Below are 26,790 nucleotides of genomic sequence, written 5' to 3'. Positions count from 1 at the left end.
AAACTACGCCTACGCTATACTTTTATAAGCTCAGGCTCGGGCACGGCGTAATCTGGCTAGGGCTCAGGCTCAGAGCAAACTATTTCAGGACCTGCCTCAGCTTTGGGATCTTCTGGTTCTGCAAAGACTCGAGGTGTCAAGTCTGAAGCACTACTTGCAGAAGAGCTTGGTGGGGAGCTGCTATCATCGGTAGCTACCTCGTCTTCAGCATCTATTCTTAGTATGTCTTTGAGCCGGTCCTCTGTAAGGCCAGCTCCTTCGCGTCCTTCCTTAAGAAGCTCAGGAGACTTAACAATCCACTTATGGAACGCGTCTTCTTTAGTTTTACCAATACTCTTCGCCGACCTTTTATCGTCGGCCTTTTTACCAACGACCTTCTCCTGTTCTTCCCTAGAATCTCCTGGAACATTTAGTAGTACAATCTTAATGGCTCTGATGTCACGGAGATTATCAGCAAGAGCGTATAATGGTGTTCTTCCGTCTTCGTCCGTGTCTTCTAGCATACTAGGATCTTTTTTCAGGACTTTCGCCAAAAACTTGAGGTCTTTCTCATCGAGACTTTCTTTATCGAGAATCATATGGACAATATTACGTTTTTTATCGTCACACTGCTTGATGAGATACTTTCTTTGTTCTATCATATATTCTGCTATAACATACTCTCTCTTCTTTACAGCGCAGTGCAACGGCGTCATTCCATCCTTGTTCTTTACCGCAAGGATACCCCCAAGCCAAAGGACTCTAAACCTGTCGAAGAACGCATTGACGTTACGTGACACTTGTGATTGCGACGACTCAGTTTCGGGGTCTTTGATGAAAAATTTCACAATATCAAACTGTCCACTAGCTGCAGCAATATGAAGACATGTCTCTTTTTTGCTATCGCGCTTTGCGCTAAGTTTTATAATTCGATGTCCGTGGCTTTTTATCCACCACCAGCCTTTCGTAGCTATCATCGACTTCCACAGTTCTTTGGAGCATCCATAGACACACATTTTATCAAGAAGGGTACGACCTTGCCTATCTTCAACCCATGGATCGACGCCGAGATCTATAAGAATACGGAAAATTTTCACCGCTTCATCGCTGTCACCCATCTTTGCTAGCTCGTGAACGGGAGGCTCTCCATCATCATCGAGAGCACCGAAAAGACAGTTCACTCCCCCTAAAATGGATTCCGCAGCTATTTTTGCAAGATATTTTACGACATCACGATGTCGATAATATAGGGCTTTGTGGGCGGCGTTTTCATTTTTGTTATCGGTAACAATGATACTAGCATCACTCTCTTTACACAATTTAACGATTGGAGGGCTTCCTTTTAGTGCAGCAAGCAAAAATGGAGTATTTCCTTCAACATCTTTGTAATCTATGATAGAGGAGAGTTCAATGCCTTCTCTTACTTTCTGCAAAAGACTAATAAGGTCATCACTCACAAAATGTTCAAATAGTTTTTCATGCCCTTGGACACTTGCTGTGTGGATAGGATATCGTCGCTCATCATTGTGGATGAAAAATAGCTCTGGGTCTTTCTCGAGAAGTACTTTTGCGCTTTCAACCTTACCGTATGTGGACGCCATTTGCAGAGCAGTATTGCCATAGACGTCCTTTTTCCGTACTACTTTATAGAGTTCTTCGCCAGAGCGTTTGCCGACAAGATGTTCGATCGCTTTCGTCGAGCCTTTGGCGGCAGCGATATGTAACGCGGAACGTCCATCTTTATTCGTTATATTAATATCAGCACCTGCCTCGATGAGTTTTTCGAGGAAATCGATGTTACCAGCAAGGACTGCTTGTATACATGCGGTGTTGCCATATTTATCGGTATGATTGAGAGACAATTTATTACCTTTATAAAATTCAATGATCTCTGTATTGCCTTCACGAGCAGCGACGTGCAATGGCGTAAGGCCTAGTGGTGTATCTTCTTTATCAAACACCATAGAACTATAGGCTTCATAATATTCTCTAAACAGGTCTGTCAAGTTTGCGCGCGCAAGGATATTCCCCAGGCTCATCCTTGTCTTTTTTTGGAGTGCCTTGGCAAAATTTCGTAGATCATCATGAAATTTCGCCCTAACAAGACTTTCGAGGGTCTCAGCATTTCCCGCCTTAAAAGACTCAAGAGCCTCTTCTAGTCGTGGATCACCATGAAATGTTGCCTTAAGATCATCATAAAATTTCACTCTGACAAGACTTTCGAGGGTCTCGGCATTTCCTATATTAAAAGCCTCAAGAGCATCTTCTAGTCGTGAATCACTATTAAATATCGTTTTGATGAGTTTTTCAACGACATCAGCATTTCCTGTCTCAAGAAACTTAAGAGCATCTTCGAGTTTAAAACGATCATGAGCTTTCGTCTTGATGAGCTTTTTGACGGCCTCGGCGTTTCCTGTGCCAAAAGCCTCAAGAGCCTCTTCTAGTCGTGTATCATCATCATGAAATATCGTCTTTAAACCATCATGAGCTTTCGTCTCGATGAGTTTTTTAACAAGCTCGGCATTTCCTGCCTTAAGAGCCTTAAGAGCCTCAAGAACCTCTTTGGTTTGTGAATCACTATTAAATATCTTCTTGATGAGCCTTTCGACGGCCTCGGCACTTCCTGCCTTAAGAGCCTCAAGAGCCTCAAGAGCCTCAACAATAAAAAAAGCATCAAGAGCATCTTCAGCATCTTCGAATCGCAAACCATCATGAGCTTTTGTCCTAATGAGTTTTTCAACGATTTTATTTTTCTTAGCTTCTAGCGCTTCTTCTATTGGTATTCTTCCTTTATGATTTTTATCCCAGAAAAGATCCTTATCCTTGTTCTTGTATCGTTCACATACAAATTCTACCATTTTCTTCGACCCACTCAAAGCAACACGATGAAGAAGGTTGTGATCGTAACCTTTTTTAAGGCCTACATTGGCATCTTTGTCTATAAACAACTTTGCTACTCCAGCAAAATCTTTAAAGTGTTCTTCCGGCTTTGGTAAAACAAAAGGAAAAGTTTCATGTACCATTATCTGAAGATAATCTGTTGTTTGTTCCTCTACACCAAAAATCATCTGGAAAGGTGTATCACCATATTCATTTTTGACATTAGGGTCGGCTCCTTCATCAAGAAGAATTTTAATCGCTTGCTTGTCATGGAGCAATGCCGCAAGGTGAAGTGCCGTAAAACCCTTCTTGGTTTTAGCATCTATACTAATACTTTCTTTTCCAGAATATTTTTTTGCGAGCAGTTCTATTCCTACATGTTTTTTACCTAAAACAGCCATGTGTAACGGCCCAACATCATATTTATTAGGCCGCTCCCAACCCTCTCTTCCAACAAAGCTTTTAAGAACATCTATATTTTCTACCTTTGTCGAATATGCCTGTTTCAGAGTTATAGCTATCTCCAAATACGAATCTGCTTTTTTGCCCTGACTTTCAGTTGTAATCGCATCTGCTACAGTCTGATATTTTTCAAGTGAAGGATCTTTCGCTTTTCTACTACCAACGAAGTCGGAGAAAAAATCACTGCTTGTATAACATTGGCTATATCGAAAGGATATTTTATAAGGGTTACATTTCTTCGTATTGTTCAGATGAAAAATTATTAGTGCATCATCAACAGTTTCTTCGGCGCGTATTGCCCTATTGAATACTTCGACAATATCAATAGCTTCAAATTTTGATAATACTGCGCCTCTACCATCTCCTTTCACGCCTTCAAGTTTTTTCGATATAAGTGCTACTAATGTCTTAGTCGAATCACATCGTGCCGCCACGCTTATAGCGCTTGTTTTAGATCGTTCTTTTTCAGCGACCTCACCACCTAACGCCTTAATTTCTAGTGCTTTTTCAGCAGCGTCTTCACGTATTGCTATATTAAGTGCCGTATCACCCGCTTTATTAATACAATTGATGCTCTTAGGACATTTTTGAACTAGTAATGCTTCAATTTTCTTGTGTTGCGCCTGCTTTTCTTTCAGCTCTTTGACCCTATCCTCTTTTTTCTCTTCTTCCTCCCTTAACTCTTCGATTTTCTCTCTTTTTTTACTTATTCCTTCTATATTATCGCTTTTATTTTTTCTCGTTGCCAACAAGGTTTTAAGTTCTTGTTCTGCTGTCGCGGTTTTTTCTTTGGCGCCTCTTTCTTCATCACTTGCTTTAGCAAGAAGTTTGTCTGTTTTTATTGCCTCTCTTACTGCTATATGGAAAGGTGTATTACCTTCTTTATCGCAAATATCAATCTTTATCTTCGGGTTTATTGTTTCTCCTATATTGATGAGCTCTTCTACCGTTTTATAGAACCCTTTTTCTACGGCATAATGAAGTGCTGCGTAGCCCTTGTCTTTACCTTGGGCATAATCTTTTTGGTTGATGTTGATCGCTTTGAGTTCCTCGGCGATACATCGTATCATCTTAGGATTGTCTTGCATAGCGACAACGTGATATGGTGTGTTTCCATAAACATCGGGTTTTCTATAATGTTTAGGGAAAAGTTCTTTGAGCCATGCGAGCAATGGCGGCACAACAACAGTTTTTCGCGAATATGATAGTAATGTCGCCAACGAGGACCCTCCATATTCCCCTTCGCTTTTTATATCGGCGACCCATCGCATAACGAAACGTATGACGTTCATACATAGTGCTTCTCTCATCGCAGAACGAATTCTTGCTTTAACACTAGCAACGACTTTTGCTTTAACACTATCAACGAAATTTTCTGTATCAAGCGCCGACCTTATCCTTTCTTTGGCCTGGTCAGGAAAGTCTTCGCTATGCTGACAATAACACACGATAGCATATGCTGTGTTCCGTATTCTATCACTGGAACCACCATCATCAGGCTTATCTTTGACGTTGAATAAGATGGTTAGTGCAGCAATCACTACGCGGATTCTGATTTCATCGCCGCCAATATTGCTATATTGGAAGATAAGCTTCATGGCCTCTTCCCTTATGTTATCGTCCGTAGAGTCTAAGACTACGCGCTCCAATATCGTCAAAACGCCATACGAAAGGCTTGTGTTAGTTTCTTCGCCGTGCATATATTGCTGCACGAGTTTTACAGCGCTGAGGCGAAACTCCTCACTATTATTAAGAGATTCGAAGCACACCTTTTCAAGTTTAATAAGATTATTTGCCCATTCTTTTGTTTTATCTGAATGCTCTTTTACTGCCCCTGCGGTCTTGAGGGCAGCCTTTCCTACCGTTTGAACGACTTTGAAAGCATCTTCTGCCACCGCCAGAGGATCGTGAGCAGCGACGTTTCCTGCTGCACTTGCCACCGAAGACGCCACCTCAACACCATCTTTAACAGCTTCCACAGCAAGATCTTTTAATCTTTCTTTTCCAGACACTTTCGGCCCCATTAATTCGAGAAGTTCTTTACCAAATTCTGCCCAAAATTTTACTTCTCCATCTTCCGTTATTTCTTCATGTTTAATCACTTTATTGCTCTCGAGGATTCTATCTAAAACCTTAATCCTTTCCTGCCGAACGCCTTCTTCAATACGAAACCTATTTCCTGCCTTTTCAAGTAACACCTGTGTCTTTATCGTCGTTGTCAAGGCTCTAACGAGAGGCCATGCAAGACGTGGCGAAGTAATTCTAAGTATTGTGTCCTTACCGACTTCCGTCTTTCTTTTTATCTCAACATTTTCATACAAGCCCTTACTTCTTTTGAAAAGTTCTTCTACCATCACTTCTAAACCACTGTCTGTCTTTTTCTCTAATTCGCTTTCTGGAACAACCATAAGCTCATTAAGCAGTATAATATTTCGAATGGCTCTTTCTTTGACATTCAAATTTTGACAATCAAACATCGTAAGAAGCTCATCGCGTGCTAATGCCACGGTACGTGTGTCAAAAAACATTTTCCCGGTGTCTTCTTTATAGTAATACGTCGTTTCTACTATGTCTGCAATGACTCTATAAGCACGATTGATATATTGCTTGCGCTTTCCTTTACTACTTTCTGAAGCGTTAAAACCATCGACAAAGGCTCCTATGATTTCTGAATCCCCTAGCCCCTCCACACCTTCTATCTCTGGTATTTTTACATCTCGTGCACGCCCTCCTTCCATGGGGCTTCCTTGCAAGTCAAGAGACTCTTTTTTTCGAAAAATTCTGATCAAGCGGTTTTTAGCTACGACGCCAAATTCTTCTCTGTTTACGAATATCTCTTTCCATATTCTATCATATCTTTTAGTTAATGCTTCATCTCCTTCTTTCTTACTGTAAATCTCCTTCAATGTTGAAATAGAAGGATTATGACTAATATTTCCCTTTGTACTCAATGCTTCTTTAACCTTAGTAACAATACGCGCGTCTTCATCGCTCAATCCGTGAACAAAACTCATAGACCTGCTTACAATATCAATTCTATCTTTTTCAGATGGAGTAAATGATCTTCGATCTGGAGCGTCATCCACGGGACTTTGACTCCCATTCTGATAATATCTGTGACTCCCATCCTGTTGATATGCTGGCATGAGTCTTAGTGGTGCTCCTATTGGTGTTGATGTTTGACTTGATAATACACTTGATGAGCTCATAATTATTTTTCCTAAGGTTTTAGGTTTTATAAAACTTTTGTTGTATCACTGACCTTACGCGCAACTTTAACTTTATTGGCGTGCTGCAAGGAACAATCTACTGCGCATTCCTCCTCACCTAGCTCTTCAGAGCTTGGTTCGTCGGAAGTACTTGAATCTTGTCCCTTTCGCTACACCACTAAAGCAAGATTAGCGTGTAACATCAGTGAATAAAATATTTTTTAGGCTACAAAGTTCCCAGAATTTTGTATATCTTTTTTTTTGATTTTTTGTACTACATGAGCGCCATATATTTACGGATATCGTGTCCAATATTGAGAAGATTTTCCTTGCTACTTCACATGTCAATGATGTACAAGAGAACATTACGTAAAAACAAAACCTCTTTGTTAAAGCCCTTTCTTATGTAGGTGTAACCTGTTATGTTTAAGACAATAAAGCGTTTATTTTTTCTCGTTGTCGTCATCGCCATCGTCGGGGCATATTATTCTTGGACGCAGCGCGCCGACCTTCTATCGTCGTATCTTTCTACTGCTGCTGACGTCCCTGTCACCATCGACACTATCGACGTAGGTTTTCGTGGTATTACCATCGAAAAGTTTTTTATTGGTAACCCACGAGGTTCTACTCTTCCGACGGCGTTTTCCACCGATTCTTTTATGGTGAAGTACAACCCGTTGCGTATCATGACGTCACCGCACGAGATCGAAGAGATCGTCATCAAAGACATATCTGTTGCTGTCGAGCAATATCGTTTTGGTGGAGGTAAATCCAACTGGACCATCATCATCGAAAACCTATCTCCTTCCGGCGAAGAATCTTCCGACACCGAAGAATCAGCAACGCCTTCTGGTGAAAGGAATGTTATCATCAAGCGCCTTCTTCTTGAGAACATCACCGTCGACGTCATAAACCCTCTTCTCGGCAAGATACATACTACGATACCGAAGATCGAGCTGTACGACATCGGCGAAGAAGGGTCTTTCTCACCGCATGTCCTTATGAAGGTAATATTAGATGCTATGATGCGTAGTCTCCTAACAAACCCCGACCTTAAGAAGTCGTTGGAAGACATGATAAATCTTCCGACTAAGCTTCTTGACACGATAATTCTCGACAGAGACGATGGCGAGCCAATAGACCTTAAGGAAAGCCTCGAGGCAGCAAAAGATATATTAAAAGGCGAAGGCAAGAAGCTCGAAGATGTCCTTGAGACCTTCGGCGGATTTTTCAAAGGTCTTTCTCCTGAAGACAACGAAGATGATTCTTCGGAAGACAGCGATCAATAAATATTTTAACCACGAAAGGAAAACAAAAAACACATGCCAACAACTATTACTAAAAAACAAGACAACAAAGCAACAACAGAAGACAATGGTTCCCCAGTATTTACTACGATACGAAAGCGTGACGGCCGCTGTGTTGCCTTCGACGCCAAGAAGATAACTGCGGCGCTTATCAATTCCGGGAAGTCTACTGGAGAGTTTGGCGACGATGTTGCCAAGACCTTGACGCTGCGTATCCTTAGCATGATGCAGATGATGATCCATGACGCTGTACCTTCCGTCGAGGACACCCAGGACATCGTCGAAGACGTCCTTCTTGCTTCATCTTTCAAGCTTACGGCGAAGTCGTATATCTTATACCGCGACCAGCATGCTCGCATCAGGGAGATGGTAAAGAAGGCCGACGTCGATCTTCTTGACAACTATTTAAAACGTCTCGACTGGCAGGTCAACGAGAACAGCAACATGGACTATTCCCTTCAGGGTTTAAACAACTATGCTGCTGGCGAGCTCAGCAAGGTATATTGGCTCAACAAGGTATACACTCCAGAGATCCGCGAAGCGCATATGTCTGCGGCGATACACATCCACGATCTCAGTCTCATCGCCCCTTATTGTGTAGGTTGGGATCTTCAAGACCTTATACGTTCTGGTTTCACCGGCGCTTTTGGTAAGTCGCAGAGCAAGCCACCCAAGCATTTCCGTGCCGCTTTGGGTCAGGTGGTGAATTTCTTCTACACCCTTCAGGGCGAGGCTGCCGGCGCCGAGGCGTTCTCGAGTTTCGATACCTTCCTTGCGCCGTTTATCCGCTATGACAAACTCTCCTACGAAGAAGTTCGGCAGGCGATGCAGGAATTTATCTTCAATATGAACGTCCCTACGCGTGTAGGCTTCCAGACGCCTTTCACCAACGTCACCCTCGACCTACAGCCTTCAGGTGTTCTCGCCAATGAGAACGTCGTCATCGGCGGTGAGATCAAGAAAGAGAAATACCGCGACTTCCAGGAAGAGATGGATATGTTCAACAGAGCGTTTCTTGAGATAATGGCCGAAGGCGACGCTCGCGGTCGTGTCTTTAGCTTCCCGATCCCCACTTATAACATCACCAAAGATTTCGACTGGGAGATGAAGAACATGGACAAACTTTGGGAAGTCGCTGCGAAGTATGGCATCCCCTATTTCGCAAACTTCGTCAATGCCGACATGTCCCCCGACGATGCACGGTCGATGTGCTGCAGGCTACGTCTCGACCTCCGCGACCTTGAGAAGCGTGGCGGCGGCCTCTTCGGCGCAAACCCTTTGACGGGCTCTATCGGCGTTGTTACGATAAACCTTCCGCAGCTGGGATACAAAGCCCTCGACGAAAAGGAGTTTTTCACCAATCTCGACCATCTTATGCGTATCGCCAAGACAAGCCTTGAGACGAAGCGTAAGATCGTAGAACAGTTTACCGAGAAAAACCTATATCCATATTCGAAGTTCTACCTACGCATGATAAAAGAACGTTTTGGAAGTTATTGGTACAACCACTTTGCCACCATCGGCATCATAGGGATGAACGAGGCGTGTATAAACCTCCACGACACCACTATCGCCACCGAAGAAGGCAACGCTTTCGCATGTCGGGTCTTGGACCATATGCGCGACATGCTTGCCACCTTCCAAGAAGAAACCGGCAACATCTACAACCTCGAAGCCACCCCTGCCGAAGGGACATCATACCGTCTTTCTAAGATCGACAAAGACAACTTCTCCGATATTGTCTGTGCCAATAATGACGATGTCATAAACAAAGACGCCGATCCTTTCTACACAAACTCTTCGCAGCTGCCGATAAATTTCTCAGACGACATCTTCCAGGTATTGGATATGCAGAACGAGCTACAGACGAAATACACCGGTGGCACGGTACAGCACATCTTCCTCGGCGAAGCTGTTGCCGATCCGCAGGCCGTCAAAGCTTTTGTTAAGAAGGTATGCCACACCTATAAGATGCCATACTTCACAATCTCGCCGACGTTCTCGGTATGCCCTTCGCACGGATACATTCTAGGAAAACAGCCGACATGTCCGAAGTGTAGCGAAGACACAGAGGTGTATTCCCGTATAGTAGGATACCTTCGCCCGGTAAAACAGTGGAACAAAGGCAAAAAAACAGAATTCGCCCTACGAAAAACTTTCGATATAACAAAGTGAGGCAACGAAGATGAGAATAGGAGGATACCAACCTTTAACACTAAGTGACTTCCCCGGAAGCATCGCAGCGATAGTATTCACCCAAGGCTGCAGCTTTCGCTGTCCCTTCTGCCACAATGGTGCCCTTCTTCCATATGACGGTGAAGAAGCCTTCGACACTAAAGAGGTTCTATACCGTCTGTGGAAGCGTCGCCAGCACCTCGATGGCGTAGTCATCACTGGCGGCGAGCCCACGATTCATGAAGATTTGACGATGTTTATTTTCGATATCAAGTCTATTGGATTGAAAGTAAAGCTCGACACCAACGGTACAAGACCAGATGTCATTGAGAAGCTGCTATCCGAAGGTCTTCTTGACTATATCGCCATGGACATAAAAGCTCCGCTAGAGAAATATAATGCCCTCGCCGGCGTCGATGTCGATATCGATGCTATCGCAAGAAGCATCGAAATCATCGGCAAGAGCGGCATCGACCACGAATTCAGAACGACGGTAGTGCCTGCGCTGCTTTCTGACGAAGACGTCGCCGCGATACAAAAACTCGTCCCTGAAGGCTCTACCTATAAGCTTCAGGATTTCGACCCTACAAACGCGCTAAACCCAGAATTACGAACGACACAAAACGAGCCGATAGGAGTTTAATTATGAGTATACGTCCTGACAACTGGATAATAAAGATGGCAAAAGAACAAGGGATGATAGAACCCTTCGAAGAGAAACTCGTCAAAAACGTCGATGGCAACAACGTCATATCATACGGAGTGTCTTCGTTCGGCTATGACCTAAGAGTCTCTAACAAATTCAGCATCTTCACCAACGTCTACGGCTCCGTCATCGACCCCAAGAACTTCGACACTCAAGGGCTTGTAACCATAGAAGACGACATCTGTATCGTGCCACCAAATAGCTTCGCGCTAGCCGTCAGCGTCGAGAAGTTCAAGATACCACGTAATGTCATGACAATATGCCTAGGGAAATCAACATACGCACGGTGTGGGATAATAGTAAACGTTACTCCCTTCGAACCTGAATGGGAAGGACACGTCGTCCTGGAAATATCAAATACAACGCCACTGCCAGCAAAAGTATATGCCGGAGAAGGGCTAGCACAAGTGCTCTTCTTCGAAAGCGATATGGAATGTACAACATCATACTCCGATAGAGGCGGTAAATACCAGAACCAGACAGGGATAACGCTTCCGAAATAGTTCGGAGTTCAGAGTAGGATTTTTCTACCACGGAGGCACGGAGAACACAGAGAGGACTTAGGGCGGGCTAGGGATTTCACCCCTAGAACCCCGAGGATATTTGAATGGTTGACTGTAAACTGTGAATGGTAAACTGAAAAGTGAAAAAAATGTAAGAAAAAGTTTTAAAATAATAATAAGGTATGGTATATCTATGATTAGTTGTTTTGTTCCAACTACACCCTCGTTCTTGAAAGCACCGCCACAGTATATTCTCCGCACGATAGCGTATGCTTTCGTTATAGCGGCTTTTTTTATGCCTTTTAACAACATTTTGCAAGCCTCCCCTCCCACAGCGTCTGATAATATTGAGATGGTTGAAGATCCCCTTCTTGCCGACGACTTTTCAACGACGCCATCTTGGGCTGACGCTGGCGAGTACAATTTCACTAAAGAGTTCATCAAGATGCTTGGTGCTCTGGGAATCCTCGTCGCCGCTCTTCTTGGTTTCGCCTTTGTTTTTAAGAAGGTGATAAAAAATCGGACTTCTATGATGGATAACAGCAGCAACATCAGGGTCTTAGAGCGCAGGGCCATAGCTCCTAAGCTTTCGGTATATATCATTGACGTTGCTGGCACGAAGATAATCGTTGGAGAATCGCCAGCGGGACTGCAACGTCTCGGCGAGCTTCCCAAGGGATCAGTGACCAGTGACCAGTGACCAGTTTATCAGTTCGGAGTTCGGAGAATGAACCATACGAAATTCTTCTTAAAAAATAAGTTTTTGCAAGCTATAAAGGGGGTAAAAGGACCGCTTTTTACCTGGTTTAATGGTTTTTTGGTGTTTTTTTACCCCCTTTTTAGGAGAATATCATGCTCTCTCTCGATGAAAATCTATCTGCTAAACGCTATCACTATCCACTATACGCTACATATTGACATATGACAGAAAAGATGCTACACTGCTGTTTTTAATGCAACGCCTTTGACAACAACATGTTAAACATTACTGAACTTTTTGTAAGCGTACAGGGCGAATCAACTTTCGCTGGGATTCCTACGGTATTTGTCAGGCTTTCGGGCTGTGACTTGCGCTGTGTGTGGTGCGACACGGAGTATGCCTTCGGCAAGGGAGAAGAGATATCTCTCGATAAGGTATACGACGATATTATGGGGTATGGCTTTTCTCATGTGTGTATCACTGGTGGTGAGCCTCTGTTGCAAAAAGAGGTATATCCTCTTATGTCGCGGTTGTGTGATGCCAACAAAGTCGTTTCTTTAGAAACTAGCGGTGCTCATAATATTTCCGATGTCGACGAGCGCGTTACTATTATTATGGATGTTAAGTGTCCTGGAAGTGGGATGTCTGAAAAGATGTGCTGGGAGAATATGGGGCTTCTCAAGGGCAGTGCTGAAGTGAAGTTCGTTATTGCTAGTAGGGAAGATTACGATTATGCTTATGAGGTATGTCGGAAGCATGATCTATATGACAAAGTTGGTGCTGTTCTTTTCGCTCCTGTCCATGGGAATGTCGACACCAAAGGCTTGGTGTCGTGGATGCTTACCGACAAAATCCCTGCGCGCATCAATTTACAGCTCCACAAATACATCTGGCCTGAAGCTAAGCGTGGTGTGTGATTATCCTTGCCACTGTGCGCATTGACTCTGTGTAGAGCGAGGATCAGGCTCTCCTTGCGTCGCTATTGCTCCGTCGTCAGGACTTTGAGAAAGAAAAGATTGCCCTTCTTTAATTGTTCGCAATCCTTCTATTCTACGTTGTCCTTGAGGTGAAGGTTTGTACGGTGGTTGAGATAAAGGGGCGGGAGCACTAATAGAATCTTGTGAATCTGGAAGGGGCTGTGCGCAGTATGGACTAGAATAATATTGGCCAATATCAGATGAACCACTTACTTGTGATGGCGAACTCATAATACTATCTCCTTAGTTTGTTTTTGCCGTTAAGCATAAACTCCTTAGTCTTAAAATGCAAGGAGATATTTTATTACGTCTGTTTGATGACGAGGGCGCCATCGGCGCCTTTGCGTACGCGGAAGCGTGGTGATATTTTCAATATTTTTTCTATGAAGCCTTCTGGGTAACCAGCCCATTCGCGGGCGAATTCCCGTGAAAGAAGGGCGATGAAGTCATAGAAAAGGTATTGCATGCCACGTTTATAGAAATATGTATGCGCTCGTGTAACTATCGAGGTATATCGTTGTGCTGTTGTTTCGTCGGTGGCATAAACTCCCCTGTCGACGGCGCGGCATCCGCTTTCTACGAAGAGGTCTTTGTTTTTAAAATATGTCTCTTCGAAGAAGTCGATATATCCTGCCATATGTGAAGGCTGTACACTTTTGCGTGCTAGGCGCTCATGGAGCTCTTCCACTGTAGCAAGGCCTTGGCGCGTATACATCCACGGCGTTATAAAGGCGGCTACGAGGTTTTTCCAGATGTTTATTACGAAGCGTTTCTTCTCTTCGGAGCATATTGCTATGATGACATCGCCGACGTATTCATTTTTCTGTATATCATTGAGGTGGCGCAGCGAGGCGTCTTCTTCACGAGAAAGCTTCCACAGGCATGCGACGTCGAGAGTTTCGAGGAAACAAGACACCTTTATACTGTCGAGATCACCGACGAGGCCGTGAACGAAACTTTCTGCGTCGAAGGTATCGACATTGTAGAGTTTCTGTCCGCCGAGGTGTTTTTGTAGCTTTTCTTTCATCTCGTCGATATGCCCTTGTCCCATACCTTTTATGAAAGAGTTGCCGGCATCGAGAAAAGCTACTAGGTCTTGTATCGTCTTTTTACCATTGTCGAGGAACCCCTGTTCAGCCTGCTGTGAAAGCTTCAAGACATTTATAGGCTCGTATAGGCATAAGGCGTCGAAAGTGGCGTCATTGACGATGCTGAAGCTTGGCTCTTTGTTGTCTTCTTCATCGGCATCGACATCGACATCGTCAAGGATATCGACAGGCTCATCTTGTTGTGGGATATCGCTTTGTTGTAGAGTCTCGACGATGGGTTGTTCTTCGTTGTCTTCTATAGTAAAGATCTCATCTTCTTCGGCTTCTTCTTCGACGAGAAGATGTTGTGGAATAAGTTCTTCTTGCTGTTCTTCTTCGTCTTCAGGGGCACCAAGTCGTCTTATTTTTGAGGTGTCGACATTTTCTATGGAATATATGTCTTCGAAGCCGTCGGTATAATATGGATTTTCTTCATCGGAGGCTTCTTCTGAGCTACTATGCTCTTTGTCGTCGGTGGTGAAGCCTTCGGTTGGGAACATAAAAAAGCCTTTCTCGCCTTCGTGGGTGTCACCACCACCATCGACAGTGGTGAGTTTCCCTATACCTTTTTTTATCTTGCTGAACAATGCCATAAAGCCACCAGTTTCTTTGTCTCTATAGTGTAGCGACACCGTTTAAATTTCAATGATAAAAAGCTCGGAGCTCAATGATCAATGCTCAATGAGTTCGGAATAGGAATTTCTACCACGGAGCCACGGAGAACACAGAGAAAAAGGACTGGCTGGGGGTTCTCCCCCAGACCACGTTTTTGAGCTGTGAACTGATAACTGATAACTGGTCACTGATAACTGTCTTATCCTCCTCGTTGTTGTGAGGAGTCTTGTATCCAGCGGCTTCCTTCTTCTGTGAATTTATCGTGGCCGTCTTTGATTTTAAGAGTATTACCATCGGCAAGGGTAATATATGGAGGAAACATCTTCGCAACGTGAGGGTTTGTTTTTATTTTGCCAAAGCCCTTCTGAACATGCACACCGCCATATTTTAATCCTCGACGCCCCGTGCTGAAGAATGCTACGAGCTGCGCCGCCTCAGAATGCTTAGCGATGACATTTCTTAGCTCGGCGGCAAGCAAAAGCTGCTCTGATTTATGATCGGTAGCTTCCGTAAGGCTTTCGACGTAAGCTTTCCACTCTTCGGCAGTGGCGATATGTTTGTCTAATTCTACCGTCAGCTTGTCGAAGTTACACGCCATCTTTGTGATGGCTTCGCACTTTTCGGAATCGTCTTTTGCTTCTTGCAGCATCTGTGATAGTGCCGTTGACATCATATGGACGATAGAGGTTCTGTCGCATCCACTTTTACAGTTTATTGTCTCTACACATCCGAGATTTTTTAGTAGCATCGACAGCATAAGATGTTCGCCGTTACGGCTTAGCTCTTTGCGAGATCTTATCGCCGTATTCTTGGCTTTTGTCGCCCACAAATCATGAAGATCAGAATTTTTGTCGCATGCTTCTTTGTATTTCCTACGGTCGACATCCAAAAATTGATATTTAAGAAGCTCTCGTAAAATATCGACAGAAGCCTTGACTTCACCATCCTGTAGTTTGCCTGACAGCTCATCAAGAATAACTGCATATTCTCCTAGCGTGCTTTTTTCGTCCGGTTCTTCTAACGAAGGAAATGCCTTAAGCACATCCTCCAGGACAAACTTCGTAAGCTGTAGCCACCCTCTACGGCTTGCTGTCATAGAGCGTCGCTCTGATATCTCGCTGACGATTGGAATCCTCGACATCGTATTCGTCGCGATGTTTATATGGACAAGCTCTACGTCTTTGAGCGAGGCAATAACCCTGTAGCTTTGATCTTTCAACAAGCCAGCCTGTTTTTTCAGCATATCGCTGTCGCCAGCTTTCTTGAACGGTGTGCCATGAAGGTCTGTCAATAACGAACGGTTTATTATCCTAACCGGTTTTTCAGGACTTTTCTGCCTTGCCATCTTGACAAGCTTAGTCATATGATGAACATACTCCATATACTGTTGTTCGTTTTCTATGACACCGTGGCGCGCTATGATGTCGGGACTGCCCTCCGACGACGACGACGACGCTATATAGAAGTTTTTAAGGTCGTCGGCTTTAAGTCCTCCTTCGAGGCGATGACTCGTCCCTGTCGTTATATCTGGTTTAAGGATACGTTTACCTGTAGTGCCAGCGCTGAACCCCCATGCTTTATACCTGAATGTTGTTTCCCCGTGTTTAACGGCAAAAGTCCTTTTCTTCTCGGAAAGATCTTTACCTATGTCATACCTTTCCCCCGTGACATCTCTTTGTTTTGACCTCTTCTTTGCTATGCTCAGAGGATACCCCGAGGCAAGACGTCCGGAGATTCCCTGCATCAATTCGTTCTTCACTTTTCCAAGCTTTTTTGTCATCTCTTGAATCATCGTATCTTTGACACCAGAGACAAAAGACTCTTCTTCTTTAAGCTCTAATATCCCAGCGCCCTTTGATGGTATCTCTTTTCCTTCTATAGCTTTCGTTCCGTCCGTTAGACCACGTATGCGATCAAAGCGGGAAGATATCTGATCTCTAACAAAGGTAATGACATTGGCGACAGAAGTTTTGTCGGTATAGCGGTGTGAAGACATCGAAGCAGGGACAAGGTCGCTATACAGCCTTAAAAACTTTCTATACGCTGCTTTCGTCTTCGAATTCGCCGCCAACGAATTTTTAACGATTTTATTTCTTAGCCTAACAATTTTTCCTGCTTTACCGTGTTTAAAGGTAACTGTATGGCCTTCTTTGACGGTATGTTTTATATCTTTCCGTGTTATACTCGCCTCTTCGCCGATGAAATTGCCTTCGCCGTCGATGATACCTCGCCGATTAAGCATCTTTATTATGCCTTTGGCGACGACAGGCCACGTTTCTTTGGTATGCTGGCTGTCGACAGCCTCTTTGTTTTTCAAAAAACCGACATTAAGCTCTACACCGCCTTTGAGCTTTATAACACCAACTTCATCCTGAATGATGCCTTGACCAACATCAATATGGACATCGCCCGGCGATACCGATCCACTTTTTTCTACCATAAAGAAATCCTTTTTTATATCATTTTCTCAAAGGCTTCTTCATCGAGGACATCGACACCAAGTTTATTGGCTTTATCGGCCTTAGACCCCGGCGATTCTCCGACGACAACATAGTCGGTATTTTTACTTACCGATCCCGTTACCTTGCCACCACGTTCTTTTATTATCGTTTTTACCTCATCGCGGGTATATTTGTCCAAGGTGCCCGTTATCACGAAGGTCTTCCCTGTGAAAGGATGGTCGGCAAAGAGATTTTCTTCGACCTTCTGCGGAAGCACACCATTGGCAAGGAGTTCTTCGATCTCTGCTTTAGAGCCTTCATCATTAAGATATGTCACCACGGCAGTGGCGACCTTGTCGCCGATACCTCCGACATCAAGGAGTTCTTCTTTTTTCATGCCCATAAGCTTCTGTATCGTCCCGGCTTTCTTGGCAAGAAGCTCTGCTGTGCCAGCACCGACGTATGGTATCCCTAATGCCATGATGAAATGCCAGAAAGGAACATCTTTCGATGCCTCTATGCTTTCGAGGAGGTTCTTCACGGCTTTTTCTTTGAAGCCTTCGAGCTGTAATAGCTGCTCTTCAGTGAGGGTGTAGATGTCGGAAACTTTGACAATGAGGCCTTTATCGATAAGCTGCTCGACGACCTTCTCGCCAAGGGTGTCGATGTCCATTCCGCCTTTGCTGACGAAATACGTTATACACCGCCGCTGACGCTCTGGACACAAAACATTAGAACACCTGACGGCGACCTCGCCTTGGCGCCTTACAACACCGCTGTTGCAGCATGGGCACTGCTCAGGCATCGCCCATGGAATTGTTTCCGAAGGTCTTTTTTCAGTGACAACACCGACTACTTTGGGGATGACGTCGCCGCCTTTTTCGATGACAACGGTATCGCCGACCCTAATGTCTTTGCGCTTCACCTCTTCTTCGTTGTGCAGCGTCGCCCGTGCTATCGTGCTGCCGGCGAGGAAGACAGGCTCTAGCTCTGCGACGGGTGTCAATGTCCCCGTTCTTCCAACCTGCACTGTTATAGCATGTATCTTCGTCGTCGCCTGCTCAGGAGCGAACTTATACGACACCGCCCACCGTGGCGTCTTTCCTGTGGCGCCTAGGCGTTTATGGTCTTTGAAATCATCGACTTTGATGACAACACCATCGATGTCATAAGGAAGCTCAGGGCGTAACGACTCAACACGACCAACGAAAGCCCATATATCCTCGATACTTCTACAAGCAGCCTCTACTTCAAGGACAGGAAGCCCATGCTTTTTCAAGAACTGGTGTGCGTCTCTCTGCGTAGTAACCTTTCCTGATGACTCTTCAACAACTGCATACATAACGACAGCGAGGCGTCGCTTAATAACCTCTTTAGGATCCAGAAGTTTCAAAGACCCAGCGGCGGCATTACGAGGGTTTGCCCAAAGCTGCTCACCAGAAGCTTCGCGTTCTTCGTTGAGAGTAGCAAAAACCTCGTGTGGCATATACACCTCGCCACGGACTTCTACGACATCGGGAACATCATCACCGACGAGCTTCAGCGGCAAAGAGTGTATCGTCTTGACATTGGCAGTAATGTCATCGCCTTCGTAGCCATTACCCCTCGTGGCGCCACGCACCAAGACGCCTTTCTCATAACGCACAGACACTGAAAGACCATCCATCTTAAGCTCTGCAGAGAAAAGTACGTCGTCCTTCTCAAGGAGCTTGTGAACCCTCGCGATGAAATCGCCTAGCTCTTCCTTAGAATACGTGTTGCCCAAAGAAAGCATCGGAGATGTATGCTTCACGCTCTTGAAGCCATCAGTAAGCGCCTCGCCGACACGCTGCGACGGCGATGCCACAGACACCCACTCAGGATGCTCGGCTTCCAAAGCCTCGACACGCTTCAACAGCAGATCATACTCGTAGTCCGATATCCTAGGAGCATGGTCGACATAATAACATTTATTATGCTTCCAAACCTCGTCACACAACTGCTCATAATCTTCTTTCGTTGTCATCTTTCAGCCTAGCCCTTTTATTAGCGCATAGTTATAGCGCATAGCGTATAGTAGGAAAAGTTAGAATATTTCTATCTATCCGCTAAACGCTATCCCTATCCGCTATTTAAAACCTCCCGACAAAGGAACCTGTTCCTTTAGAAACCTGAGGTATGGAATACAAAAGCGTAGTATATCAATTTTTACAAAATTGATCTACTACGCTTTTGTATTCTCCGATATTTTCATTTAAAACTGACCTTACGCGCCGCTCTCATTTTATTGGCGTGCTGCAAGGGCGATCTGCTGCGTATTCCTTTCGCTACGCCACTAAAACAAGATTAGCGAGTAACATCAGTTAAAAACCAAATGAAAATAATGAGATAAGAACTTTCGATAACTCAAATTTCAATACAACCTCCTTGACACAAATCCAAGAAAATGCTAACATCTTAAGCCTTAACAGATAAAATAAAAAGGAACGATATGTCATCATCACTAACATCAGGATTAAAACCTTCAACTGCATGCGGTAGCTTTCTTATGATTGACCATGAACGGCACTATGCTCTAGAAACGGCAAAACAAGAAAAAGCAATACTTGCTATAGATAGAAAACTAGTCAGGGAAATAGCTGCTTTAAATTTTAGAACTTCATTTATTCCTGTTAATTCTATACCTACTGCTTCGCTGTTTATAGCTCCAAAACCTATATCTGCTCACAATTTAATGGGTGCGCTACCGAAACTCGGAGGCAATAAGGAGTTTTTTTCACCAGTCTCTTCTCCCGCGTCATCGCGCCCTGTCTCTCCTGAAGTGCTCCAAAAACTTTCAATACGTGCAGTTGTTGAAGTTACGCTTACTACACAAACCAATAAAAGAATTATTTCAAAAACATCTCGAGTACAGTTCCGTGCGGATGTGGTACGAAGAGCCCCTTCAACCAAAAAAAAAGCTGCCGGCAAAGGAAGGAGTTATGAGATAATAGAATCAACAGAAATGGAGAAAAAAATCTACGCTCGTCTATCAAAAAGCTACCTAGACAGTTTTCTCGTGATGGCATTGGCAGGACAAATAACGACCCATAAAAAATACAGCGCAAAAGAAACTATCGGATACCCCCGCAATTTAGTCCCTCAAATAGCCAAGGAAAGAAAATCTAAACAAAGATCTATTAAGGAAGAGGCAAAAAGACTTTATACCGAAGAAGAGGTCTGTCAAAAAGCTCGTTTCTTAGATAGTACAAGATTTACAACTAAAGAAGGCCTTCAAAGATACATATTATTTAAGCAACCACCACATGATACTTCTCTGAGTGATATAATAGCTTATCAAATCGACATGATGGCTAAAGGTTTCTTTAATCAAATGACTAATCCCACCAGCGTTGCTAATATAAAAGAAAGAATGCTAAAAGGACAAAGACTGCGGCATCCAAATATATTCCCGTTATAATCATTTAAACCTGGCTAGCCCCATAAACAGTCGTTCAGGTTCAACAAAAAACTTTTTAAAAAGGACATAACATATGACACTACCAGAATTTTCACAATCTTATTCTATAAAGGGCCCTTCTATAAAGGGCCCTAATTCCGTTATAAATACAGACCGCTTTTCTTCACCTGACCCCATTCCTGCTCCAAAGTTCGAGGAAGAAAATGTATTTACTGCCCAGCCTGACCAACCACATCAATTACAAACACTCGCAATACAATTTTCAGGTGGAAATTGCGAACATCTTTCCAAAAGAAGAAGGACAGATGAAGACGACGCGTCTCCAATATATGCTCCAATACCAGTAATTCATGTGCTACCACTCGCGGATGATACAGATTGTCGTGTACAGGATGCCGTAAGAGTGCCTTTCTCTAGTAGTGAAACTACTATAAAAAAAAGAATACCAGGGATACTGTTAAATGGAGTTCTGAAATGATCGCCGCTCTCTACATATATAGAACTGAAAGCAAAAAAACACGTGAAGAGATGGCTGCAGGACTAACTCTTATAGCAGAGCAAGAAATTATTATTACCGATATTGACAACTTCCTTCGTAGGAACAAAAAACTATTTGAAAACATTACAGCTTATTTAGAAAAAAACAAAGGCGCTCTAACTTTATCACTTACAGAAGTTATCAAGATAGTACGCAATGCCAGCTTTAATATCTAAATTGTCGCCACAAGAAACCGTTGTGCCGCGCCCTTTAGCACTCGTTCTGAGACGGAAAGTTTTAAGGGCGTTTTGGAAGTTAAAAGTCACGGGTCCATCGTATGTGCTACGGAAGATTGCACGGCGAAGGAGCTTCTTCGTCCATTCAAATGATATTGTTCCAATATCACCACAAGAAACATCAACGAATCTACCACAATGAAGTTCTATTGGCAACATCGGAAGAAGTGATATCGTCGTGCCTTCTTGATGGATGAAAAGCGAGTGTATGATATCGGATGTACGTAAAAGAAGCTGTGGAGCGCAGCTCTCAGAAGGAAGAGTGCCTTCGGAAATAAGACCTTGGTGTCCGTCAGAAACACGTGGCACCATTATACCATAGAAGGCGCCTTTTATAAGGTTTTGCAATGCAGGAGAAATGGCTTCCTTGTCACGAGACAGTATAGCAGATGAGCACTCATCAAGAAGAGAAAAGGTGCCGTCATGGATATCTTCGTCAGTAGAATGCATCATACTGCCAAGGCGTAGAAGGTGCGGCAAAATTTCGTCGAGCTGTAGACGTCGAGTAACCAAATCCCAGTCTTGCTTCTTATGGCATCCTAAAGATAGACGCTCGATAGGAATTTGCATCTTTGGAACAGAATCTTTTATAACGAAACCCTTTGGAAGGTCGGAAAATTTAATATCTCCTTTTTCAACGACAATGCTAATTGCTTCGTCAACAAAAACAATAGAATAACGAAAAACACCCTTATTAGACTTTCCGGAAACTGTAACGCGTCCCTTTTCAAGGTCTTCGACGACCATAAAATCGTCGACGCCTCCCTCAGTTCCGCGTAGTCTGATAATATTTTCTGTGGCGGAGGTAAGGTCGCGAAATTCAAGGCTCGTGGGAAAAGCCGTGACGGCAATCGTCGATCCTGGCAGCATCATTGGCATACCTGTTGTATGTGTAAAAGGTCGAAGTTTTGTTGCTATTTTTATCTTCATATTTTTCCTATTAACGCTTCTTGGGTATTTTCTACAAGTAGAACCTTTACCATTGTATTTGCTTTGCCTTCATTGACTATAGCCGGCAAGAAATTTTCGGTATGTCCTTTAGAGCCGTTTTCTATCAAGACCTGCATTGTTTTTCCTATATACCTCTCTCGTATATCATATGCTGTGTTGTTAGCAACACGAGAAAGTGTCTCTTTACGCTCTTTTATCGTTGCTGCGGAGATTTTTTCTTCGTATTTCGAGGCTATCGTTCCGGGTCTGTCGCTGTATGGAAAGATATGGGCGTGGACGAAACCTACTTCTTGTACGACGTCAATGGTATCTTGAAAATCCTTCTCCGTCTCTCCGGGAAACCCTACGATGATGTCGGTGGTGAAGGTAAAGTCAGCATTGCCATTGCGGAACCTTTCGACGACATCATAATAGTCGTGGCGACTATACTTCCTATTCATCTTCTTAAGGACAGCGTTCGATCCCGACTGTAGGACAAGGTGCAACGAAGGGCATGTCGTTCTGCTCGTCATAAGAGCATCGTAAAGGTCATCGTCGAAGTCGTTGGGGTCTATTGACGAAAGCCGTAGCCTTTCAAGTCCATCGACACCATCGATTGCGCGTATGAGGTCCGCCAGCGTCTTTGTGCCATCTTCATAGTCGCCAATATTTATCCCTGTAAGGACGACCTCTTTGTATCCGCTGTCGACAAGCCTCTGGACCTCTTTTACGATATCTTCGACCTTCCGCGACCGCGACCTTCCACGGACGTATGGTATTATGCAGTATGTGCAGAAGGAGTTGCATCCATCTTGTATTTTAACAAAGGCTCTGGTGTGTCCTTCGAAGGACTTTATGGTAAACTCCGGAAGCTTTTCAAGCTCGGGGAACAGTATAGAGATAAGGTGTTCTTTGTCTTTGTTGCCGACGACGTGGTCGACTTCAGGGACCTTTTCGGCGAGGTCAGGAATACGTTCTGCCATGCATCCGGTGACGACGATAGTAGCGCCGGGATTTTCTTTAGCAAACCTCCTGATAAGATACCTGCTTTTCTTGTCAGCAGAGTCAGTGACGGTACAGCTGTTGACAATACAAACATCGGCAACCTCGCTATCAGCAGCTTCACGGCAGCCGAGAGCCCGAAGCTGGTCGGCCATTGCCTGCGCTTCGTACTGGTTAGCCCTGCACCCCAATGCTGTGATCTTGAAAGTCTTATATCTCATTTTTTCTCCTACACCAAAGAAAAAGTATAACTTATAGCATCGTAAATAACAACGAAATTATGTAGCAATTATGGGTTATAGATGCTATAACGTGTTATGAAAAAGAGAGGAGCCTTATAGTATGAAGATAGAACAGAATCCCGAAGAGCGTCGTGCTATGTTTGCCGACGAAAGTGCTCCAGCACAGCGCGCGTTTTTGATAGGAATATATATGAAGTCTTCGGAGAAGAATGTTTGTGGCGATCATCTCGACGAGCTTGAGCTTCTTGCTGACACGCTTGGTGTCGGTGTTGTCGATAAGAGCCATTGTTATCTTCGCAAGTATGATTCTTCGACGTATATCACCAAAGGCAAGGTCGAAGAGCTTGTCGCCAGCGCCCATGATCTCGAAGCCGACCTTATCATCCTCGACGACGAAGTCCTTCCTGGCCAGCAACGCAACCTCGAAGAGAAGTTCGGCTGCCCTGTCATCGACAGGACGGAGCTTATCCTCGAAGTTTTCGCCAAACGCGCCCACACTAAAGAGGCGCAGCTGCAGATAGAGCTTGCAAAGACACGTTATCAGTATCCGCGCCTTAAGAACCTATGGGAGCACCTCGATCGTCAGCGTGGCGGTGGACTTTTCCTTAAAGGCGACGGCGAGAAGCAGATTGAGATCGACAGAAGCCTTCTTAAGAAAAAGATCAGCAAGCTAAAAAATGACCTTAAAGAGGTGCGGCAGCACCGTGAGACGCAACATGTTTCGCGCGAACGCTCCGAGATACCGACTTTCGCCATAATAGGATATACCAACGCCGGAAAGTCTACGCTACTCAATGCCCTCACCGATGCTGACGTCTTCGTCGAAGACAAGCTTTTCGCCACCTTAGACACCACAACACGACGCTATACGCTACCGAACCATCAAGACATCCTTCTCATCGACACCGTAGGGTTTATCAGGAAACTGCCACACACCCTCGTCGAAGCATTCAGAAGCACCCTAGAGGAAGCCACCGACGCCGATGTACTAATAAACCTCGTAGATGTCAGTGACCACCTTGCCGACGAACATATCGTGGCAACTCGCGCCGTCCTTAAAGAACTCGGCGCCGACGAGAAGCCTATGATAACCGTCCTCAACAAAATCGACCTGTGCCACGACAACGAAAGAGCTAACTATATGCGTCTGCGGTACAAAAACACCGTGGTGGTCTCCGCGCTGAAACACGAAGGTTTCGACGACCTCATGGAAGCAATATCACAAGAGCTCCGATCGCGAAGGAAAATCGTCAACGTGCGTATCCCACAAAGCGATTATCATGTCGTCACCGAGATCATCAGCGGAGGAAAAATACTGTCGCAAGAATACGACGAAAATGACGTCGTTATACAAGCTGATATCCCCACAAACCTCGCAGGGAAGATCTCAAAGTATATTGTTAAATAGTTCGGAGTTCGGAGTAGGAATTTTCTTGCGGGATAGTGAGAAAAAGCATATAATTGAATCTCTAAAACCGTAAAACATTAAGGTATTATGCTATGATTAAGACGATATGCTGTTTTTTTGTGTGTGCCGTACTGCTAAGCTCTTGTAATTTGTATGTCATGCCTACCGAAGACGATATGACGACGATGCCAACGACCAATAACCCGAACATCATCAGTGACACTTCAGCAAATAATGCCATCCCCGGCATAGCAATATGATAAACGCTACGATACCTGAAATCCTCGCCGTCCTCAAAAAAGACGGGTATAATGCCCAGGTTCAGGAAGAAACAGGGCAGATATACTTCATCATAACCGTCGAGAAACGCGACATCGCAGTGTTTTTAAGGACCCTCAACGACGGAAAACTCGTACAACTTATCGCTTTTATGCCCTATGAAGTACAAGAAAAACTCTTCGGAAGCGTAGGACGTCTACTTCACTATATCAACAAAGAAATCGATATGCCAGGATTTGGGATGGACGAGACAACACACCTCGTTTTCTACCGCAATGTAATCCCTACGACGCACAAAAAACTCGACGAAATGCTCTTTTATAACTACCTTAAAACCCTAGAACGCGTGTGTAATGAATTTCTCCCAGCTATAGAGCCACTAGCTCTCGGTGCTACCACCTACGACGAAGTGCTCGCTAAAGCAAAAGTACAAGAAAAGCAGTCTACGTCGTAAAGGCCACTTTTAAAGCCGTAATGAAGTTTTTGTATAAACTAATATAAATATCTTGATATTAATTAGAGACTTTGTTATAATAGTGGTAATTAATTTAACTTAACCAAAGAGGTAATTATAATGTCTAGTTTTGATCCTTTAAATGTTCCTAGTGAGCTTTGTTCTTTTTATTCTACTCAACCACGTACGGGTGTTTTCTGTCCGGCACCTTCATTGTATGAAGACTCGATTTTTAATGATCTTTTTCAATCTGTCTTGGAAAAGTCTTGTTCTAAACCGTTACCGACTACGGACGGTCCTCAAGTATCCCGTGCAGGACCTTACGGTTCAGGCCGTTGCAGCCCAAGGCCTTCTGCAGGTACAAACTTCAGCTACAAAAGAACTACAGTTGCTATTGGAGGTTCATCAAGAGGTGTACGAAGAGCAACTCCAGCTCCTGACAGTGACACTGACTCTCAAGAGGGTGATAAACCCAGTAAAGCTAAACGCGCCGCTGCTGGTAGCGCTGGCTCAGTAGTTTTATTTATTGCCATGAAATTTATCGGAAACGACTTAACTAAACTCCTTGCATTACGAGAAGATTCCGAGACAATTAAAAATGCAGGCAGAGTGCTTGAAAGAATAAAAAGCGATGAATGTGGCGAACAAAACCCTCACTTCAAACATATCAATAAAATTGTATCTCTATGGAAAGGTGTTAATAAAAGATCATTACTTTATCGTAAGATAGCATTAACATCGAAGGTGGCCATTGCCGCAGGGGCTGTGTTTGCTATTGTAGGTGCTGTTATAGCATCTAATGGCGCTATGATCGCTGGAGGGGCTTTTGTTCTTGGAGGCCTTGCCACAGCGATATTCTTGAAAGGGGTTGGTATTGACAACATCAACAAAGCTGGCAATGCTGACATAGCTAAAGAAAAACGATCAATTGACCAGGAAGGGCATCAGCAGCCGTTTTTTTCCGTTAAAAGAGATGCTGCTAGTCCTGCAATATTAGGACATCAAACTACAGTAGAGCCTAAAATTCGTTTAGTACAACCTGTAGCAGAAGAAGAAGCAATCGCTCCTCCTGATGATGATGATCTACTCGTACAAGAAGGTCCAACAGCACCGCCACTAGGATAGATGCGAAGACGGAAGACAGGGGCGCGCGTAGCGCCATCACGCCCCTTTCTTTTTAATCTTACTCCTTGATATACTTATTTTTTGTATAGAATAAA

General features: G+C 44.1%; 19 protein-coding genes. 13 read left to right on the top strand and 6 right to left on the bottom strand.

The window, feature by feature from the left end; translation table 11 throughout:
• Positions 1-56 precede the first annotated feature (56 nt).
• Complete coding sequence (locus HN980_00620) at positions 57-6,335, bottom strand: hypothetical protein (protein ID MBT6927991.1); 6,279 nt, start codon at positions 6,333-6,335, stop codon at positions 57-59.
• A 617-nt stretch (positions 6,336-6,952) separates the two neighbouring features.
• Between HN980_00620 and HN980_00615 the strand changes: the two genes are divergently transcribed.
• The 6 genes from HN980_00615 (at position 6,953) to HN980_00590 (ending at position 12,838) form a co-directional block, all read left to right on the top strand.
• The gene (locus tag HN980_00615) at positions 6,953-7,819 is read left to right on the top strand and encodes a hypothetical protein (GenBank protein MBT6927990.1); all 867 of its coding nucleotides are present in this window, start codon (positions 6,953-6,955) and stop codon (positions 7,817-7,819) included.
• Positions 7,820-7,852: 33 nt separating this feature from the next.
• On the top strand, positions 7,853-10,012 hold the full coding sequence (locus tag HN980_00610; protein MBT6927989.1) for a ribonucleoside triphosphate reductase: 2,160 nt from the start codon (positions 7,853-7,855) through the stop codon (positions 10,010-10,012).
• 10 nt (positions 10,013-10,022) lie between these two features.
• Positions 10,023-10,655, top strand: coding sequence for an anaerobic ribonucleoside-triphosphate reductase activating protein (locus HN980_00605; GenBank protein MBT6927988.1), 633 nt, complete (start codon positions 10,023-10,025; stop codon positions 10,653-10,655).
• 2 nt (positions 10,656-10,657) lie between these two features.
• On the top strand, positions 10,658-11,221 hold the full coding sequence (locus HN980_00600) for a dCTP deaminase (GenBank protein ID MBT6927987.1): 564 nt from the start codon (positions 10,658-10,660) through the stop codon (positions 11,219-11,221).
• A 193-nt stretch (positions 11,222-11,414) separates the two neighbouring features.
• Entirely contained in the window at positions 11,415-11,921 is a 507-nt protein-coding gene (locus HN980_00595) for a hypothetical protein (GenBank protein ID MBT6927986.1), read from the top strand.
• A gap of 275 nt (positions 11,922-12,196) precedes the next feature.
• The gene (locus tag HN980_00590) at positions 12,197-12,838 is read left to right on the top strand and encodes a radical SAM protein (GenBank protein ID MBT6927985.1); all 642 of its coding nucleotides are present in this window, start codon (positions 12,197-12,199) and stop codon (positions 12,836-12,838) included.
• Positions 12,839-13,202: 364 nt separating this feature from the next.
• Here the strand turns inward: HN980_00590 and HN980_00585 are convergent, their stop codons facing one another.
• The 3 genes from HN980_00585 to ligA form a co-directional block, all read right to left on the bottom strand.
• The gene (locus HN980_00585) at positions 13,203-14,579 is read right to left on the bottom strand and encodes a hypothetical protein (protein MBT6927984.1); all 1,377 of its coding nucleotides are present in this window, start codon (positions 14,577-14,579) and stop codon (positions 13,203-13,205) included.
• Between the two features lie 221 nt (positions 14,580-14,800).
• Positions 14,801-17,041: a hypothetical protein gene (locus tag HN980_00580; GenBank protein MBT6927983.1), complete on the bottom strand. Its 2,241-nt coding sequence runs from the start codon at positions 17,039-17,041 to the stop codon at positions 14,801-14,803.
• Positions 17,042-17,055: 14 nt separating this feature from the next.
• The gene (ligA, locus tag HN980_00575) at positions 17,056-19,047 is read right to left on the bottom strand and encodes an NAD-dependent DNA ligase LigA (GenBank protein MBT6927982.1); all 1,992 of its coding nucleotides are present in this window, start codon (positions 19,045-19,047) and stop codon (positions 17,056-17,058) included.
• Between the two features lie 465 nt (positions 19,048-19,512).
• On the opposite strand from ligA, the gene HN980_00570 reads away from it, so the two are divergent.
• The 3 genes from HN980_00570 (at position 19,513) to HN980_00560 (ending at position 21,195) form a co-directional block, all read left to right on the top strand.
• Complete coding sequence (locus HN980_00570) at positions 19,513-20,481, top strand: hypothetical protein (protein MBT6927981.1); 969 nt, start codon at positions 19,513-19,515, stop codon at positions 20,479-20,481.
• 73 nt (positions 20,482-20,554) lie between these two features.
• A complete protein-coding gene (locus tag HN980_00565; protein MBT6927980.1) occupies positions 20,555-20,959 on the top strand; it encodes a hypothetical protein in 405 nt (134 codons plus the stop codon).
• On the top strand, positions 20,956-21,195 hold the full coding sequence (locus tag HN980_00560) for a hypothetical protein (protein ID MBT6927979.1): 240 nt from the start codon (positions 20,956-20,958) through the stop codon (positions 21,193-21,195). Before HN980_00565 ends, HN980_00560 begins: the two co-directional genes overlap by 4 nt.
• Here the strand turns inward: HN980_00560 and HN980_00555 are convergent.
• Positions 21,145-22,185 (bottom strand): hypothetical protein, encoded by a 1,041-nt coding sequence (locus HN980_00555; GenBank protein ID MBT6927978.1) that lies wholly within the window; start codon positions 22,183-22,185, stop codon positions 21,145-21,147. The genes HN980_00560 and HN980_00555 overlap by 51 nt on opposite strands.
• On the bottom strand, positions 22,182-23,408 hold the full coding sequence (gene mtaB / locus HN980_00550) for a tRNA (N(6)-L-threonylcarbamoyladenosine(37)-C(2))-methylthiotransferase MtaB (GenBank protein ID MBT6927977.1): 1,227 nt from the start codon (positions 23,406-23,408) through the stop codon (positions 22,182-22,184). Before mtaB ends, HN980_00555 begins: the two co-directional genes overlap by 4 nt.
• Before the next feature lie 157 nt (positions 23,409-23,565).
• Here mtaB and hflX point away from each other — a divergent pair, with 157 nt between their 5' ends.
• From hflX to HN980_00530, 4 genes are all read left to right on the top strand, one after another.
• Positions 23,566-24,837 carry a GTPase HflX gene (hflX, locus tag HN980_00545; GenBank protein MBT6927976.1) on the top strand — a complete coding sequence of 424 codons (1,272 nt, stop codon included), beginning with the start codon at positions 23,566-23,568 and terminating at the stop codon, positions 24,835-24,837.
• A gap of 92 nt (positions 24,838-24,929) precedes the next feature.
• Complete coding sequence (locus HN980_00540) at positions 24,930-25,097, top strand: hypothetical protein (protein MBT6927975.1); 168 nt, start codon at positions 24,930-24,932, stop codon at positions 25,095-25,097.
• Complete coding sequence (locus HN980_00535) at positions 25,094-25,570, top strand: hypothetical protein (protein ID MBT6927974.1); 477 nt, start codon at positions 25,094-25,096, stop codon at positions 25,568-25,570. Before HN980_00540 ends, HN980_00535 begins: the two co-directional genes overlap by 4 nt.
• Positions 25,571-25,690: 120 nt before the next feature.
• A complete protein-coding gene (locus HN980_00530) occupies positions 25,691-26,695 on the top strand; it encodes a hypothetical protein (protein MBT6927973.1) in 1,005 nt (334 codons plus the stop codon).
• Positions 26,696-26,790: the final 95 nt, after the last annotated feature.

This window comes from Waddliaceae bacterium (assembly GCA_018694295.1).
Classification (GTDB): domain Bacteria; phylum Chlamydiota; class Chlamydiia; order Chlamydiales; family JABHNK01; genus JABHNK01.
The sequence above is the reverse complement of the archived record's forward strand: the minus strand, read 5'-3'. Positions and strand labels throughout refer to the sequence as shown.

Bases quoted from the DNA above. Each gene is read 5' to 3' on its own strand.
- HN980_00620 (MBT6927991.1), bottom strand. From the start codon at position 6,335: ATGAGTTTTGTTCACGGATTGAGCGATGAAGACGCGCGTATTGTTACT.
- HN980_00615 (MBT6927990.1), top strand. From the start codon at position 6,953: ATGTTTAAGACAATAAAGCGTTTATTTTTTCTCGTTGTCGTCATCGCC.
- HN980_00610 (MBT6927989.1), top strand. From the start codon at position 7,853: ATGCCAACAACTATTACTAAAAAACAAGACAACAAAGCAACAACAGAA.
- HN980_00605 (MBT6927988.1), top strand. From the start codon at position 10,023: ATGAGAATAGGAGGATACCAACCTTTAACACTAAGTGACTTCCCCGGA.
- HN980_00600 (MBT6927987.1), top strand. From the start codon at position 10,658: ATGAGTATACGTCCTGACAACTGGATAATAAAGATGGCAAAAGAACAA.
- HN980_00595 (MBT6927986.1), top strand. From the start codon at position 11,415: ATGATTAGTTGTTTTGTTCCAACTACACCCTCGTTCTTGAAAGCACCG.
- HN980_00590 (MBT6927985.1), top strand. From the start codon at position 12,197: ATGTTAAACATTACTGAACTTTTTGTAAGCGTACAGGGCGAATCAACT.
- HN980_00585 (MBT6927984.1), bottom strand. From the start codon at position 14,579: ATGGCATTGTTCAGCAAGATAAAAAAAGGTATAGGGAAACTCACCACT.
- HN980_00580 (MBT6927983.1), bottom strand. From the start codon at position 17,041: ATGGTAGAAAAAAGTGGATCGGTATCGCCGGGCGATGTCCATATTGAT.
- ligA (MBT6927982.1), bottom strand. From the start codon at position 19,047: ATGACAACGAAAGAAGATTATGAGCAGTTGTGTGACGAGGTTTGGAAG.
- HN980_00570 (MBT6927981.1), top strand. From the start codon at position 19,513: ATGTCATCATCACTAACATCAGGATTAAAACCTTCAACTGCATGCGGT.
- HN980_00565 (MBT6927980.1), top strand. From the start codon at position 20,555: ATGACACTACCAGAATTTTCACAATCTTATTCTATAAAGGGCCCTTCT.
- HN980_00560 (MBT6927979.1), top strand. From the start codon at position 20,956: ATGATCGCCGCTCTCTACATATATAGAACTGAAAGCAAAAAAACACGT.
- HN980_00555 (MBT6927978.1), bottom strand. From the start codon at position 22,185: ATGAAGATAAAAATAGCAACAAAACTTCGACCTTTTACACATACAACA.
- mtaB (MBT6927977.1), bottom strand. From the start codon at position 23,408: ATGAGATATAAGACTTTCAAGATCACAGCATTGGGGTGCAGGGCTAAC.
- hflX (MBT6927976.1), top strand. From the start codon at position 23,566: ATGTTTGCCGACGAAAGTGCTCCAGCACAGCGCGCGTTTTTGATAGGA.
- HN980_00540 (MBT6927975.1), top strand. From the start codon at position 24,930: ATGATTAAGACGATATGCTGTTTTTTTGTGTGTGCCGTACTGCTAAGC.
- HN980_00535 (MBT6927974.1), top strand. From the start codon at position 25,094: ATGATAAACGCTACGATACCTGAAATCCTCGCCGTCCTCAAAAAAGAC.
- HN980_00530 (MBT6927973.1), top strand. From the start codon at position 25,691: ATGTCTAGTTTTGATCCTTTAAATGTTCCTAGTGAGCTTTGTTCTTTT.